This is a genomic window from Myxococcota bacterium (genome assembly GCA_041389495.1).
Lineage (GTDB): Bacteria > Myxococcota_A > UBA9160 > UBA9160 > UBA4427 > JAWKRT01.
Map to the genome: position 1 here is coordinate 661,555 of JAWKRT010000002.1, position 13,796 is coordinate 675,350.

Consider the following 13,796-nt stretch of genomic DNA (forward strand, 5'->3'; position numbering starts at 1 on the left):
GCGCCCGACGAGGCGCCCGCGCCTAACGATCCCCGGCCTGCGCGAAGGGGTCGACCTCCGCGATCGGCCGCTCCGGGATCGCCGCGGCGAGCTCGCCCTCGATGCGCGCGCGGTCGCCGACGAGGACGACGAGCGGCGCGCCCGCGAGGTGGTGTCGCGCGACGTCGTCGAGCCGCGCGAGCGCGCGGCGCACGTCCGCGGCCCGCTCGGCGTCGTCCCGGACGCGACCGTGGGCCGCGAGCTCGGCGCGCTCGCGCGTGCGGCGGGAGGCGGGAGCGTCGCCCGCGAGCGCGATCTCGCCCAGCGCGCGCCGCGCGAGCATCGCGCGCTCGCAGTCCGCGAGCGGCGTGCTCGCGAGCGTGGCGAGATGGGCCTCGACGCCCACGAGCAGCGCGGCGAGCCGCTCGGGGCGCGTGCGCGTGGTGACGACGAACGTGCCGTCGCGCCGCTGCTCGGCGTTCGCGACGTAGGCGAGGCCCTGGCGCTCGCGCAGGTCGCGGAAGAGGCGCCCGCCGACGTCACCGCCGAGCAGGCTCGCGAGCATCGAGAGCGCGGCGAAGTCGGCGTCGGCCGGGCCGACCGTCGCGTGGCCGACGAGCAGCTCGACCTGCGCCGCTCCCGGCCGGTCGACGACGTGGATCGCGTTCGCGGCGTTCGCGATGGCGGCGGCGCCGGCCGGCTCGACCTGCGCGGAATGCTTCGCGCCGTCGCCCGGCGCGCCGCGCAGCGCCGCGAGCCGCGCGCGCACGGCGTCGTCGGAGCGCGCGCGCTCGTACACGAAGACCGCGCGCGCGGGGTCGAGCGCGTTCGCGAGGAAGCGCGCGAGCGCGTCGGGGGTCGCGCCGTCGAGGTCGGGGCGCGGGAGCGCGCGCGCGGCACCCGCGACGGGCGCGTGCAGACGCGCGAAGGCGCGGGTCGCGACCGCGCTCGCGGTGGCGTCGTCGGCGAGGCGCGCGAGCGCGGCCCGTCGCCGCGCGCGCGCGAGCGGCTCGTCCGCCGGCGGCGAGACGCGCAGCCAGCGCGCGAGCACGTCGAGCGCGCCGTCGGCGCGCTCCTCGGGGAAGCGCAGCTCGAGCCACAGCCATCCGTCGTCCGCGCTCGCGCCGACGTGCGCGCCGAGCGCGCGCACCGCGTCGACGAACGCGTCGGCGTCGCCCGCGGTCGCGCCCGAGGCGAGGAGGCCGGTCGCGAGGTCGCTCGGCAGGTCGGTGTGCGCCCAGTCGACCGGGAAGCCCGCGGCGATCGTCGCGAGCGCGCTCGCCGGCGCCTCGACCTCGACGAGGCGCGCTCCGTTCGCGAGCGTCGCGGTGCGCGGTGCGGTGCGGGCCTCCGCAGCGCGCTCGCCGAGTGCGGGGAGCTGCGGAGCGAGCTCGGCGAGGCACGCGGGCGACGCGTCGATCGGGCGCGGCGCGACGGAGGGCGCGTCGCGCCCGGGCGCGCTCGCGCAGCTCGCGGCGAGGGACGCCGCGAGGACGGCCCCCGCTGCCGCGAGCACCGCGCGCGCGCGGGGGGCCGCGGCCGCGGCGCGTGCGCTCACAGCAGCGACCGCTCGAGCGCCGCACCGACGCTCGCGGGCAGGATCTCGAGGATCGGCTTCAGCCAGCGCAGCGCGCCCGTCGGCGCGATCGCGAGCGTCGGCGACGCGTCGACGAGGACGCGCGCGGCGACGCGCCGGACGTCGCCCGCATCGAGCGCGTCGAGGCGCGCGAGCTCGTCGAGCGCGCGCAGCGCGTCGCCGTGGACGAGCGTGCCCGCCGCGATGGCGGCCGCCACGCCCTCGTTCGCGTCGAGCGCCGCGAGTCGCTCGCGCTGCTCCTGGCGCCGCGCGCGGCAGAGCTCGGCGGCGCCGGGCCCGCGCTCGCGCAGCGCGCGCGCCTCGCCGCGCACCGCGCGCTCGATCTCGCGGAAGCTCGCGAACGTCCGCGGCGCGAACACGTAGTCGAGCAGGCCGACGTCGCGCAGCGCGGCGGGAAGCGCGAACGCGTCGAACGCGAGAGGGCGCGCGACGGCGCGCGTGAGCCGGCCGTCGCCCGCGCCCATCAGGAGCTCGTCGACGACGGCGACGGCGAGCGCATCGGCGTGCGTGGCACCCACGCCGTGCCAGACGATCGCGTACACGGGGAAGGGCGTGCGCGCGTCGACGACGCGCCGGGCGAGCGGACGCGCTTCGAGCGCGAACGGCGCGCGCGGCGGCGGGCCGGGCCGCGCGGGCAGCGCGCCGAAGTGCGCGGCGATGCTCGCGCGCGCCGCGGCGACGTCGAAGCCGCCGACCAGCACGAGCACGGCGTTCGAGGGCGCGTAGTGGAGGCGGTGGAAGCGCATCGCCTCGTCGAGCGTCGTCGCGTCGAGCTCCTCGCGGCCGCCGATCACCGAGTGTCCGTACGGCGTGCCCTCCCAGAGCGCGATCCCGAACGCCTCCGCCGCGGCGACGCCGGGCGTCGCGTAGAGCTGCCCGCGCTCCTCGTCGATCGCCGCGCGCTGGCTCGCGAGGCTCGCCTCGTCGAGGCGGAGGCCGCGCATGCGGTCGGCCTCCGCGAAGAGCACGCGGTCGAGCGCCGCGGGCGCAACGGTGGCCCAGTACTGCGTGAGGTCGTAGTCGGTCGACGCGTTGGTGCGCCCGCCGGCGTCGCGCGCGATGCGGAAGAAGACGCCGTCGCCGACGCGCTCCGAGCCCTTGAACATGAGGTGCTCGAACAGGTGGGCCGTGCCGCTGCGCCCGGGCTCCTCGTCGCGCGCACCGACGTCGTAGGCGACGCGCACGGCGACGGTGGCGTCCGCGGCGCGCGGCACGAGGTGGACGCGCAGCCCGTTCGCGAGCGTGTACGACTCGATGGAGGGGACGATGCGCGCGGCGAGCGCGGCGACGTCGAGCGGTGCGCACGCGGCAGTGGGCGCGTCGGTCGGCTCCGCCGCGACGGCGGGCGTCGCGCACACGGCGAGCAGCGCGACGAGGACGCCGGGCATGCGGTGGAAGCTCGTTCGCGCTCGCCGTCCCACGGCGCGCAACCCTAGCGAAGCGGGCCGCGCGCGCGGCCGCGCGCGCTCAGCCGCCGACGTCGCTGCGCAGCCCGGCCATGCGCGCGTCGACGTTCGCGAGCAGCGACGGGTCGGGGAGGATCCAGAAGCGCCCGGCGCGCACGGCGTCGACGACGCGCTCGCCCACCTCGCGCGGATCCATGCCGTTCGCGACGACGTCGCGCAGCGCGGCGTTCACGGTCGCCACGATCCCGCGCGTGTGCGCGGCATCGACGGGCGGGCGGCCCGGCTCCTCGCCGACGTTCGTGCGCACGGGCCCCGGGCACAGCGCGGAGACGCCGATCGGTGCGCCGACGATCTCGAGGTCGAGCCGCAGCGTCTCGGTGATGGCGAGGACCGTCTGCTTGCTCGCGCCGTACACGCCCGTGAGCGGCGAGCTCGCGAGGCCGAGCATCGACGCGGTGTTGACGACGTGCCCGGGCTCGCCCTGCGCGAGCATGCGCGGCACGAAGGCGCGCAGCCCGTTCACCGTGCCGCGCACGTTCGTGTCGAACACCCAGTCCCAGTCCGCGAGCGAGTGCTGCCAGACGAGGCCGTTGCACGCGACGCCCGCATTGTTGCAGAGGACGTGCACGGCGCCGAAAGCCGCGTAGGCGCGCTCGGCGAGCGCTTCGACCTGCGCGGCGTCGCGCACGTCGACCCGCTGTGTCACGACGTCGGTCGCGCCGCCGAGCGCGCGCTCGGCTTCGGCCAGGCGCGCGTCGTGCACGTCCGCGAGCACGAGGCGCGCTCCCGCGGCGGCGAAGGCCTGTGCGATCCCGAGTCCGATCCCGCTCGCCCCGCCCGTGACGACGACGACGCGCCCTTCGAGCTGCTCCATCGACCCCTCCTTCCGGGTGCCGTCTTCCTACGCCTCGCGCGCGCGGCTGCCAAGCGCGATGCCCGCATCGCCCGCATCGCGCGCATCGCCCGCGACGGGGATCGCGGCTAGCGTCGGCCGCGCGCTGCGGCGAGCCCTTCGCGCGGCGCGCCACGGAGGCGAGAGCGATGCGTTCCCTCGAGATTCCCGTCGGTCCGTTCGCGTTCCGCGCGCGCGCGAGCGGCCCCGAGGACGGCGAGCTCGTGCTGCTCCTGCACGGCTTCCCGCAGTGCTCGGCCGAGTGGAACGCGCAGCTCGCGGCGCTCGGCGCGGCGGGGCTGCGCGCCGTCGCGCCCGACCAGCGCGGCTACTCGCCGGGCGCGCGGCCCGAAGGCGTCGACGCCTACCGCATCGAGCACCTCGTCGGCGACGTGCTCGACGTGGCCGACGCGCTCGGCGCGCGACGCTTCCACCTCGTCGGGCACGACTGGGGCGCGATCGTCGCCTGGCACGTCGCGGCGCATCACCCGGAGCGGCTGCGCTCGCTCGCGATCGTCTCGGTCCCGCACCCGAACGCGTTCGCGCGCGCGCTCGCGCCGGGCAGCGGCTCGGACCAGCTCGAGCGCTCGGGCTACATCGCGGGCTTCCAGCAGGCGGGCGCCGAGGACGCGATGGACGAGGCCTTCCTGCGCATGGCGTTCGAGGCCTCGGGCCTCGCGGGCCACGACGTCGAGGATCACGTGCGCGTGCTGACGGAGCCGGGCGCGATGCGCGCGGCGCTCTCGTGGTATCGCGCGTACGACTTCCACGCGCAGAGCGCGCCGGCGATCGCCGTGCCGACGCTCTTCGTGTGGAGCACCGAGGATCCCGCGCTCGGGCGCGACGGCGCGGAGTGGACGGCCGAGCACGTGACCGGGCCGTACCGCTTCGTCGTCGTCGAGGGCGGGCCGCACTGGCTGCCCGAGACGCACGCCGACGAGGTCTCGCGCCTGCTGCTCGCGCACGTGGCTGCGAACGCCGGGGCGTAGGCGACCGCGCGCGCGACGTTCAGCGCGCGCCGTCGTCGTCGTCGGGCGCGAGCTGGAAGTCGGCGAGCCGCTCGACCACGATCTCGTCGCCCGCCTTCGGGTCGAGGTCGATCACGGCGTTGAAGCGGTGCAGCAGGTTGTAGAAGCCGACGAAGTACGACATCTCGACGATCTCGCCGTCGTCGAACTCGCGGCGCAGCTCGGCGAAGCGCTCGTCCGTCATGGCCGTCGGCAGCGCGATCAACGTCTCGGCGAACGCGAGCGCGAGCCGCTCGCGCCGCGAGAGGCTCGCGGCCTCCGGGTCGTCGATCTCCGCGATCTCGCGCTCCGTCACCCCTTGTTGCCGAGCCTCGGCAAACCGGATGTGGCTTCAATGGACGCAGCCCGCGAGGCGCGCGGACTTGAGCCGCAGCAGCTCGCGCAGCCGCATGTCCAGCCGACCGTCGCGCCACAGCGCCTTGTAGAACGCCATGCTCGCGTCGTAGATCGCGGACGGCATCGCGCCGCGGATCTCGGCCAGGTCGCGTCCGGGAAGTCGGGTCACGTGCGGGCCTCCTCGATCGCGTTCACCCCATGAGCACCGGCACGCCGATCACCGCGCGGTGGAGCCACAGGACGATCGCAGCGTACAGCGCGAGGCCGCCACCGACCGCGATCGCGTCGTTCGCCGGGCGCGGCGGCGCGCCCGGAATCGCGCGCGGCGCGCGGCGCGCGAGCGAGAGATGGTCGGCCACCGCCCACGCGAGGAAGCCGCCGAAGAGCGCGACGTCGGCGCGCGTTCCGTTCGCGAGCAGGTGCGCGCCGGCCCAGAGCTCGGTCGCGACGAGCGTCGGGTTGCGCACGAAGCCGCGCAGACGCCCCGGGAAGTAGGTCGACAGGAAGAGCGGCATCACCGGCAGCAGCGCCACGAGGGCCACGTGGCGCAGCCAGACGGGCGGTGCGTAGACGAGGACGGGCTCGGCCCGCGCCGCGCCGTAGCCGACGACGATCAGCACGAGGCCGACCGCGGCAGGAAGCGAGTAGAGGCCCTTCCACGGCGACTCGCCGATGCGCGCGACCATGCGATCGCGCCACGCCGCGTTCGCGATCGAGATCGAGTGCGTTCCGAGGAAGAGCACGAGGCCCGTGGCGAGCAGGGTCACGAAGAGGCCCTCCGAGGCGCGCGGGCGCAGCCTACGCGATCGGGGGCGAGCGCGTCGCGGCCGGCGCCGGAGAGTGCGCCACAAGGCCTCGCCCCCTCTCGCCGGGCCGGACGTAGACTGTGGCCGTGTCGTCCCCGCTCCTCGAAGCCGCCGCCCGTCTGTCGGCGCGTCGCTCGACCGCGCTGTTCTTCCGCAACGTCGGCGCCGTCGTGATCGCGGCGGTGGCGTGCTTCGTTCCCTCGCTCGGCCCGCACCGCTTCTGGCTCGCGGCGATCCTCGTCGTCGTCTGCATCCCCGCGGCCACGTGGGTCGAGCATCGCGCGGCCGCCGAGGACAACGGGTGGCTCCAGCCGCTCTTCGACCTCACGGCGATCGTGACGCTCGTGCACCTCGTGCCGTCGGCGTGGTTCCCGGCGCTCGTGCTGGGCCTCATGGTCGTGCAGGCGCCGAGCGTCGCCGAGAGCCGCGCGAGCAGCGGCTGGTACGCGCTCTTCGCGGCGATCCTGACGCTCGGCATGACGTTCGCCGCCGTCGTGCACGACGTGCCGGGGTGGCAGCTGCCCGTGCTCTGCATGGTCACGCTCTACCCGTCGGTGATCTTCTACTCGCACCGCCAGTCGCGCGTCGCGAAGGAGATGCGCGACCGCGCGAGCGCGATCGACGGACTCCGCCTCGTCGCGGGCGGCGTCGCGCACGACTTCAACAACGTGCTGACGAGCGTGCTCGGCCACGCCGAGCTCGCGGCGGACGAGCTCCCGCCGGGCCACCCGGCGCGCGAGTCGCTCGAGGAGGTGATCCGCGGGACGGAGCGCGCGAGCCTGCTCGCGGGCCGGCTGCTCGCGTTCGCGGGGCGCACCGCGCGCGCCGCGGAGCCCGTCGACGTGGCGGGCGAGGTCGAGACGCTGATCGCGCTCCTGCGCAGCGTCGTGCCGAAGGGCATCGCGCTCGAGCTCGTCGCGCGCGGGCCGGATGCGCACGTGCGCGCGCAGCGCGTGCAGCTGCAGCAGATCGTGATGAACCTGATCCTCAACGCGACCGAGGCGACCCCGGCGCCGAGCCGCGTGCGCGTCGAGGTCGCGCGCGTCGACGAGCCGGGGCGCGCTCCGGTCGTGCGCATCGAGGTCGCCGACGACGGTGGCGGCATCCCGCCGGACGTGCAGGCGCGCATCTTCGACCCGTTCTTCACGCTGAAGGAGCACGGCCACGGGCTCGGGCTCGCGAGCGCGCGCTCCGTCGCGCGCGAGCTCGGCGGTCGCATCGCGGTCGAGAGCCGCAGCGGAGCGGGGACGCGCATGACGGTCGAGCTCCCGGCCGCCGAAGCGGCGGCGCGCGTCGAGACTCGCGCGCAGGCGCGCGCACCGCGTGTTCCCTCGCTGGCCCTCGTCGTCGACGACGAGGACGACGTGCGCGCCGTGCTCGCGCGCATGCTGAGCACGCTCGGGCACCGCGTCGTCGAGGCGCGCTCGGGCGAGGAGGCGGTCGCGCTCTTCCGCGACCGCGGCCCCGAGATCGGCGTCGTCGTGCTCGACGTCCGGATGCCGGCGATGGACGGTTGGCAGTGCCTGCGCGCCCTCCGCGCGCTGCGCGCGGACGTCCCCGTGATCGTCTGCAGCGGCCACGACCCGTTCGCGCGCGACGACGCGGCACGTGCGGAGCGCGTCGGATTCCTGTCGAAGCCGGTGCGCCGGGAAGAGCTCGAGCGCGCGCTCGCCGACGCGGAGCGAACGCGCGACGGCGCGGGGCCCGCTAGATCGGCCCCACCCAGTGCGCCCAGAAGTCCATCAGCGTGAGGCTCGCGATGCCGACGAAGCTCGCCTCGATCACGCAGCGCGAGAGCGACCAGCGCGGCGCGTCCGGATCCTCGTCGAGCCGGTAGAGGTTCGGGAAGCTCACGACGAAGTAGAGCGCGTAGCCGAAGCTCCCGTAGCGGAGCATCGCGGCGCGGTCCTCGTACCAGACGTTCGTCGCGACCTCGTCCTGCAGGAAGTAGAGGAACGTCTCGGCCCACGCGAAGAAGAGCGCGGCCGCGCCCACGATCACGACCCACGCCGCGCGTCGCGCGCCCGCGCTCCACGACGTCGTCATCGTGCGCACGCGGCGCATGCAGACGACGGCGGCGACGTGGTAGACGGTGAAGAACGCCATCGTGTTGAGGTACATGCCGACCGGCACCTTCTTCCACTCGGCTGCCGCTGTCGCCTCGTCCGGCCCGAGGAGCGCGGAGTCGAAGTACCAGGTCACGAGCGGGAAGCGGTACCGCATGTGGAAGAGCTCGAAGAAGTACTCGGTGTGGAAGTAGGTCGCGAAGAACACCCACACCGCCATCCACACGTTGAACTTGACCCAGTAGCTCTCGCGCACGGGAACGCCGGAGTGGCGGCGCAGCCAGGCGGGGAGCAGCACGCAGTACGGCAGCCACATCCCGAGGTTCTGCACGACGTGCCAGGAGTTGCCGACGTCGAGCCAGCCGAGCCGCTGGACGACGGCGTTGTACGCGAAGAAGACCGGGACGAACGAGAGGTAGAGCTTCTCGGCGAACGCCTTGTCCTCGTTGGTCGAGAGCCAGTGGGCCGGTGTCGTCGTCATGGGCGCGCCTCCCGTCGATCGGTCGCGAGGACGATCGCGGTCGTGCGAACGCGCGGAAGGGCGTGTCCGCGATGGCGCGTCAGGGTGTACCGTGGAGCGGCGCGGAGTAAAGCGCGAAGGATGCGAAGGGCCGAGGATGGCGGGCCAGCTCGAGGGACGGGTCGCGGTGGTGACGGGAGGCGGCCGCGGCATCGGCCGCGCGATCGCGCTTCGCTATGCGGCCGAGGGTGCGACGATCGTCGTGTCGTCGCGTACGCAACGCGATCTCGAACGGACGCTCGCGTCGGCGGGCGTCGGCGCCGACCGCGGGCTCGCGGTCGTCGCCGACGCGACGAGCCGCGACGACGCGCGCCGCCCCGTGCGCGAGGCCGTCGCGCGCTTCGGACGCGTCGACGTGCTCGTCAACAACGTCGGCGGGAGCATCGGGAACCCCGATCCGTACGCAGCCGACGACGACGGCTTCGATCGCACGCTCGCGCTCTGCCTCACGTCGGCGTGGTGGACGACGAGCGCGGCGCTGCCGGGCATGCGCGAGCGCGGATTCGGGCGCATCGTGAACATCGGGTCGGGCGCGTCGAAGCGCACGGGCGCGGGGCTCGCGTACGTCACGGCCAAGCACGCGCTCGTCGGCTTCACGCGCCAGCTCGCGGCGGCGGTGGCGCGCGACGGCATCAACGCGAACGTGCTGTGCCCGGGCTGGACGCGCACGTCGCTCCTCGACTTCGGCCGCATCGCGCGCGCGCGCGGCACGACGGCCGAGGAGGAGGAGGCGCGCGCGGCGGCCGAGAGCCTGCAGAACCGCGTGCTCGAGGCGGACGAGCTCGCGGGCATGGCCGTGCTCCTCGCCGGGCCCGACGGCCGCGGCATCACCGGCCAGGTCGTGAGCGTCGACGGCGGGTACAAGGTGTGAAGCGGCGACGCGCCCTTCGAGCGGCTGCGACCGACGGCGCCGCGCGGGCGCGGCGCGCTCGTCGTGCTCCGAGCCGCGCGAGGGATCGCGCGAAGGAAGCGGAAGGGGAGGAACGAGGATGACGCTCCGGGTCGTGCAGTGGGCGACGGGGGGATGCGGCGCGATCGCGATCCGCGCGATCGCGCGGCGCCCCGACCTCGAGCTCGTGGGCGTGTGGGTCCATTCCGAGGCCAAGGACGGGAAGGACGCGGGCGAGCTCGCGGGCGGCGCGACGCTCGGCGTCGCCGCGACGCGCGACGCCGATGCGCTCGTCGCGCTCGCGCCCGACTGCGTGAGCTACACGGCGAACGGCGAGGGCCGCGTCGACGCGTGCGTCGACGACTGCTGCCGGCTGCTCGAGGCGGGCATCAACGTGGTCACCACCTCGCTCCCCGGTCTCGTGCACACGCAGGGCTTCGATCGCGCGAAGCAGGCGCGCATCGAGGCCGCGTGCCGGCGCGGGGGAAGCTCGTTCTACGTCTCGGGCATCGAGCCCGGGTTCGCGGCCGACCACCTCGTGCTCACGCTCGCGACGATGTCGAACCGCATCGAGTCGATCCGCACGCAGGAGCTCTTCACGTACACCGACTACCCGGTCGCGTTCACGATGTTCGAGGTGTTCGGCTTCGGGAAGCCGCTCGAGCACCGCTGTCTGATGGAGCTGCCGGGCGTGCAGGCGTCGGCGTGGGCCCCGCCCGTGCGCATGGTCGCCGACCGTCTCGGCGTCGAGCTCGAGGCCGTGCGCGAGACGTACGCGAAGGCCCCGACGCCCCGCCGGCTCGAGGTCGCGGCGGGCACGATCGAGGCGGGCACGTGCGGCGCGGTGCGCTTCGAGACGATCGGCGTCGTCGACGGGCGCGATGCGATCGTGATCGAGCACGTGAACCGCATGGCGCCCGACATCGCGCCCGAGTGGCCGAGCGCGGCGCGCGACGGCGTCTACCGCATCGAGATCGCGGGCGACCCGGGCCTCACGTGCGAGCTCGCGGTCGGCGCGCCCGCGACGTTCACCGACGAAGGCATGGTCGCGACGACGATGCGCATCGTGAACGCGATCCCCTACGTGTGCGCGGCGCCGCCGGGCCTCGTCACGTCGGCCGACCTCCCGCTCACGCTGCCGCGCGGCGCATTCCTCTGACGGGCGGCGCACCGGAGGCTCCATGTTCTACGGCTGGGTCGTCGTCGGCGTCGCGTTCGTCGGCCAGTTCGTGGCCTCGGGGCTCGTCTTCTACACGTTCGGCGTCGCGCTGAAGGACGTCGCGGCCGAGTTCGACGCCGGCCGCCTCGGCGTCTCGGGCATCCATCTCGTCATGCCGTGGACGGGCGCGGTGATCGCGCCGGTCGTCGGGCGCCTCGCCGTCGCCGGCCATCTGCGCGCGCTGCTCTTCGGTGGCGCGCTGTCGATCGGCGCGGGCTTCGTGCTCGCCGCGCGCGCGACCGAGCTCTGGCATCTCTACCTGATCTACCCGCTGCTGATGGCGTTCGGCGCGAATACGCTGAGCGGCGTCGGCGCCTCGACGCTCGTCGTGAACTGGTTCGCGAAGCGCCGCGCCACCGCGCTCGGCCTCTCGCAGATCGGCGCCTCGGCGGGCGGCATGGTGATGGGGCCGGTCGCGGGCTGGCTGTTCGCCGAGCACGGCTGGCGCGACGTGTACACGGGCTTCGGCGTCGCCGCGCTCGCGCTCGCGCCGCTCGTCGGCTGGCTGGCGGTCGGGCGTCCCGCCGACCGCGGGCTCCATGCGGACGGCGACCCGGCGCCGCCGACGCCCCGCGACGCGGGCGCGGCGCCGGCACCGGCGCCGCATGTGCGCGAGGCGTTGCGCGACCCGCGGCTCTGGCAGGTCGCGTTCGTCGCCGGCGTCGGCTTCATGCTGTCGGGCGCGGTGGTCACGCACCTCGTCGCATTCGCGACGGACCAGGGCCTCGACCGCGTACGCGCGCCCGCGCTGCTCTCGGTGCTCGCGCTCGGCGCGCTCGCGGGCAAGCCCGTGTTCGGCCTGCTCGCCGACCGCATCGGCGAGCGCCGCGCCTACGCGCTGGCGATCGTCCTCCAGATCGCCGGTCTGCTCGCGCTCGCCGCCGCGCCCTCCGGCGTCGCGCTGTTCGCGGTCGCGGCCCTCTTCGGATTCGGCAACGGCGGCAACCTGCCGCTCTCGGGCGCGCTCGTCGCGCGCGCGTTCGGGCCCGCGCTGTTCGGCCCGATGATGGGCTTCGCGATGCTCGTGCTCACTCCGATCGTCGCGGCGGGGACCCCGTTCGCGGGCTGGGTCTACGACACGACCGGCGCCTACGCGATCGCCTTCGTCGCGTTCGCCGCGCTCGCGGCGGCGTCGCTCGTCGCGCTGCGTGCACTCGCGCTCCCCGAGGCGGAAGACGCACCCGCATCGCCGTCGGCGGGCTGATGCGCGCGGCGCGCGCGGCGAGGCACGCCCGTCAGCGGGCGCGTGCGATCCGGAAGTAGGCCACCGCGTCGACCAGCCGACGGGCGAGCTCGCTCGTGTGACGCGCGTGGACGTCCATCGCGGACGCGCGGTCGATCGTGGTCTCGGAGATCGATCGGAGCTTCGTGAGGCCCTGCTGCACGTCGCGGACCTCGTCGGCCCGCGCGTGCACGTCGCGCGCGAGGGCACCGATCAGCGTGGCAGCGGATTCGGACTTCTCGACGATCGCATCGAGCTCGTGCGCGATCTCCTTCGTGAGCTCGACGCCGGTCCGCGACCGCAGGCGCGCCTCTCCGATCAGCTCGCTCGTGGTGCGAGCCGCGGCGCTGCTCCGCAGCGCCAGTGCGCGCACCTCCTCGGCGACGACCGCGAAGCCCGCGCCGGCGGGACCGGCACGCGCGGCTTCGACCGCGGCGTTCAGCGCGAGAAGATTGGTCTGGAATGCGATCTCGTCGACGCCGCTCACGACGTGGGCGATCTCGGTGCTCGCGGCATCGATCGCCGCGATCGCCTCGCTGGCGCGCGCCATCGCGGTGTTTCCGCGCCGCGCGGTGTCGACGGACTCGCGCGAGAGGCGATCGGCCTCCTGGCTGTGGTCGACGCTCCGCGCGAGCGAGTCGACGACCGATCCCAGCGCTCCGTGCCAGCTGCGCAGCTGCTCGCCCTGCTCGTCTGCGTGCTCGCGCACCGACGTGCTCTCGGCGCACACGCCGCGCGCGTCCTCGGCGATGTCGAGGGACGTCGCCTCGACGCGACCGAAGCTGTGGTTGAGGCGGGCGACGAGATCGTCGAGCCCTCGGTGGAGAGCGCGAATCTCGCCGAGCCCGATGGGTGCGAAGTGCAGCGTCAGGTCGCCCTCGCCGAGCGCGCGCAGCTTCTGCTCGACGCGCGCGAGCGGCCGCGCGACGCCACTGCGCAGTGCGGCCATGAGCGCGAGGAACAGGGCCACGAGCGTCGCGACCGCGACCGCGAGCGTGGTCTCGAGCGTGACGACCGACCCGTGCAGCACGGACATGTCGTCGACCGTCGCGCCCATGGTCGTCTCGAGGTCCGCGAGGACGCGGTCCACGAAGCCCCCGGCCACGACCTGCAGCGCCTCGGAGGCCTCGTCGAAGCTCCCCATCGTGGCGTTCCCCGCGGCGGGGCCGGCGTCGATGTACGCCTGGGCCATCCGGCAGCCCATCTCGTAGTAGGACTCGAACGCGACGCCGATCTGCGCGATCTCGTCGACCACGTCGTCACGCCCCTCGTCCGCGTAGTGTCGCGAGAACTCGGCGAGGATCTCCCTCACGCGCTCCGCGTTGGTCCGTGCCTCGTCGAAGCCGTCGTCGAACCCCTCGGCGGCGCGCGTCGCCGAGATGTCCGTGAGCCACTGCTGCACCTGCACGACCGCGAGCGAGAGGTCCTTCGCGAGCAGGGCGAGGTGCATGTCGACGTCGCGCGCGTGCGCGAGGTTCGCGACGGCGCGGTGGTCGGCCGTCGTCACCCGCCGGACCGCGACCGCGTTCACGATCGTCGCCGCGGACGCCACGACGAGGACGAGACCGAAGGCGAGAGAGAGATGGAAGAGGACGGAGCGATCGCGGAATCGGAGCCGACCGCCGCCGACGTCGCGCCGCGGCACCTCCGTCGTCGGCGCGGTGTGATCATCCTGCCGATCCATGCGCGGGCTCCTCGCGGATGGGGGACGCGAGACCTTCGTCCTCGACGCTCGCGATCTTGAAAGCGGAGCGACGCGGCTCCGGTGCTGCACCGAGGCGGGTCGGGGCAACGGCCGAGCTTCGGGCGCGAGGAGAGCCCGTGTCGGGGCGGGCC

The 13,796-nt window shown here is 74.8% G+C and carries 13 protein-coding genes; 5 read left to right on the forward strand and 8 right to left on the reverse strand.

The window, feature by feature from the left end:
* Nucleotides 1-22: 22 nt before the first annotated feature.
* From R3E88_13650 to R3E88_13660, 3 genes are all read right to left on the reverse strand, one after another.
* Nucleotides 23-1,537: an insulinase family protein gene (locus tag R3E88_13650; GenBank protein ID MEZ4217522.1), complete on the reverse strand. Its 1,515-nt coding sequence runs from the start codon at nucleotides 1,535-1,537 to the stop codon at nucleotides 23-25.
* Entirely contained in the window at nucleotides 1,534-2,964 is a 1,431-nt protein-coding gene (locus R3E88_13655; protein ID MEZ4217523.1) for a pitrilysin family protein, read from the reverse strand. Before R3E88_13655 ends, R3E88_13650 begins: the two co-directional genes overlap by 4 nt.
* 79 nt (nucleotides 2,965-3,043) lie before the next feature.
* Nucleotides 3,044-3,856, reverse strand: coding sequence for an SDR family NAD(P)-dependent oxidoreductase (locus R3E88_13660; protein MEZ4217524.1), 813 nt, complete (start codon nucleotides 3,854-3,856; stop codon nucleotides 3,044-3,046).
* Between the two features lie 167 nt (nucleotides 3,857-4,023).
* On the opposite strand from R3E88_13660, the gene R3E88_13665 reads away from it, so the two are divergent.
* The gene (locus tag R3E88_13665) at nucleotides 4,024-4,863 is read left to right on the forward strand and encodes an alpha/beta hydrolase (protein MEZ4217525.1); all 840 of its coding nucleotides are present in this window, start codon (nucleotides 4,024-4,026) and stop codon (nucleotides 4,861-4,863) included.
* Nucleotides 4,864-4,882: 19 nt separating this feature from the next.
* Here R3E88_13665 and R3E88_13670 read toward each other — a convergent pair whose 3' ends face one another.
* Genes R3E88_13670 through R3E88_13680 form a run of 3 tightly spaced genes read right to left on the reverse strand, consistent with a single transcriptional unit; the run spans nucleotide 4,883 to nucleotide 6,005 of the window.
* Entirely contained in the window at nucleotides 4,883-5,197 is a 315-nt protein-coding gene (locus R3E88_13670; protein MEZ4217526.1) for a hypothetical protein, read from the reverse strand.
* A gap of 36 nt (nucleotides 5,198-5,233) precedes the next feature.
* Nucleotides 5,234-5,407 carry a hypothetical protein gene (locus R3E88_13675; GenBank protein MEZ4217527.1) on the reverse strand — a complete coding sequence of 58 codons (174 nt, stop codon included), beginning with the start codon at nucleotides 5,405-5,407 and terminating at the stop codon, nucleotides 5,234-5,236.
* Nucleotides 5,408-5,429: 22 nt separating this feature from the next.
* Entirely contained in the window at nucleotides 5,430-6,005 is a 576-nt protein-coding gene (locus tag R3E88_13680) for an NnrU family protein (GenBank protein MEZ4217528.1), read from the reverse strand.
* Nucleotides 6,006-6,130: 125 nt separating this feature from the next.
* Between R3E88_13680 and R3E88_13685 the strand changes: the two genes are divergently transcribed.
* Complete coding sequence (locus R3E88_13685) at nucleotides 6,131-7,795, forward strand: response regulator (protein ID MEZ4217529.1); 1,665 nt, start codon at nucleotides 6,131-6,133, stop codon at nucleotides 7,793-7,795.
* Here the strand turns inward: R3E88_13685 and R3E88_13690 are convergent.
* The gene (locus R3E88_13690; GenBank protein ID MEZ4217530.1) at nucleotides 7,752-8,591 is read right to left on the reverse strand and encodes a hypothetical protein; all 840 of its coding nucleotides are present in this window, start codon (nucleotides 8,589-8,591) and stop codon (nucleotides 7,752-7,754) included. The two genes, R3E88_13685 and R3E88_13690, sit on opposite strands and share 44 nt — an antisense overlap.
* Nucleotides 8,592-8,727: 136 nt before the next feature.
* On the opposite strand from R3E88_13690, the gene R3E88_13695 reads away from it, so the two are divergent.
* From R3E88_13695 to R3E88_13705, 3 genes are all read left to right on the forward strand, one after another.
* Nucleotides 8,728-9,501 carry an SDR family oxidoreductase gene (locus R3E88_13695; GenBank protein MEZ4217531.1) on the forward strand — a complete coding sequence of 258 codons (774 nt, stop codon included), beginning with the start codon at nucleotides 8,728-8,730 and terminating at the stop codon, nucleotides 9,499-9,501.
* Nucleotides 9,502-9,619: 118 nt separating this feature from the next.
* Nucleotides 9,620-10,678: a dihydrodipicolinate reductase gene (locus R3E88_13700; GenBank protein ID MEZ4217532.1), complete on the forward strand. Its 1,059-nt coding sequence runs from the start codon at nucleotides 9,620-9,622 to the stop codon at nucleotides 10,676-10,678.
* 22 nt (nucleotides 10,679-10,700) lie between these two features.
* On the forward strand, nucleotides 10,701-11,942 hold the full coding sequence (locus tag R3E88_13705) for an MFS transporter (protein ID MEZ4217533.1): 1,242 nt from the start codon (nucleotides 10,701-10,703) through the stop codon (nucleotides 11,940-11,942).
* A gap of 31 nt (nucleotides 11,943-11,973) precedes the next feature.
* Here the strand turns inward: R3E88_13705 and R3E88_13710 are convergent, their stop codons facing one another.
* Nucleotides 11,974-13,644: a methyl-accepting chemotaxis protein gene (locus tag R3E88_13710; GenBank protein ID MEZ4217534.1), complete on the reverse strand. Its 1,671-nt coding sequence runs from the start codon at nucleotides 13,642-13,644 to the stop codon at nucleotides 11,974-11,976.
* Nucleotides 13,645-13,796: the final 152 nt, after the last annotated feature.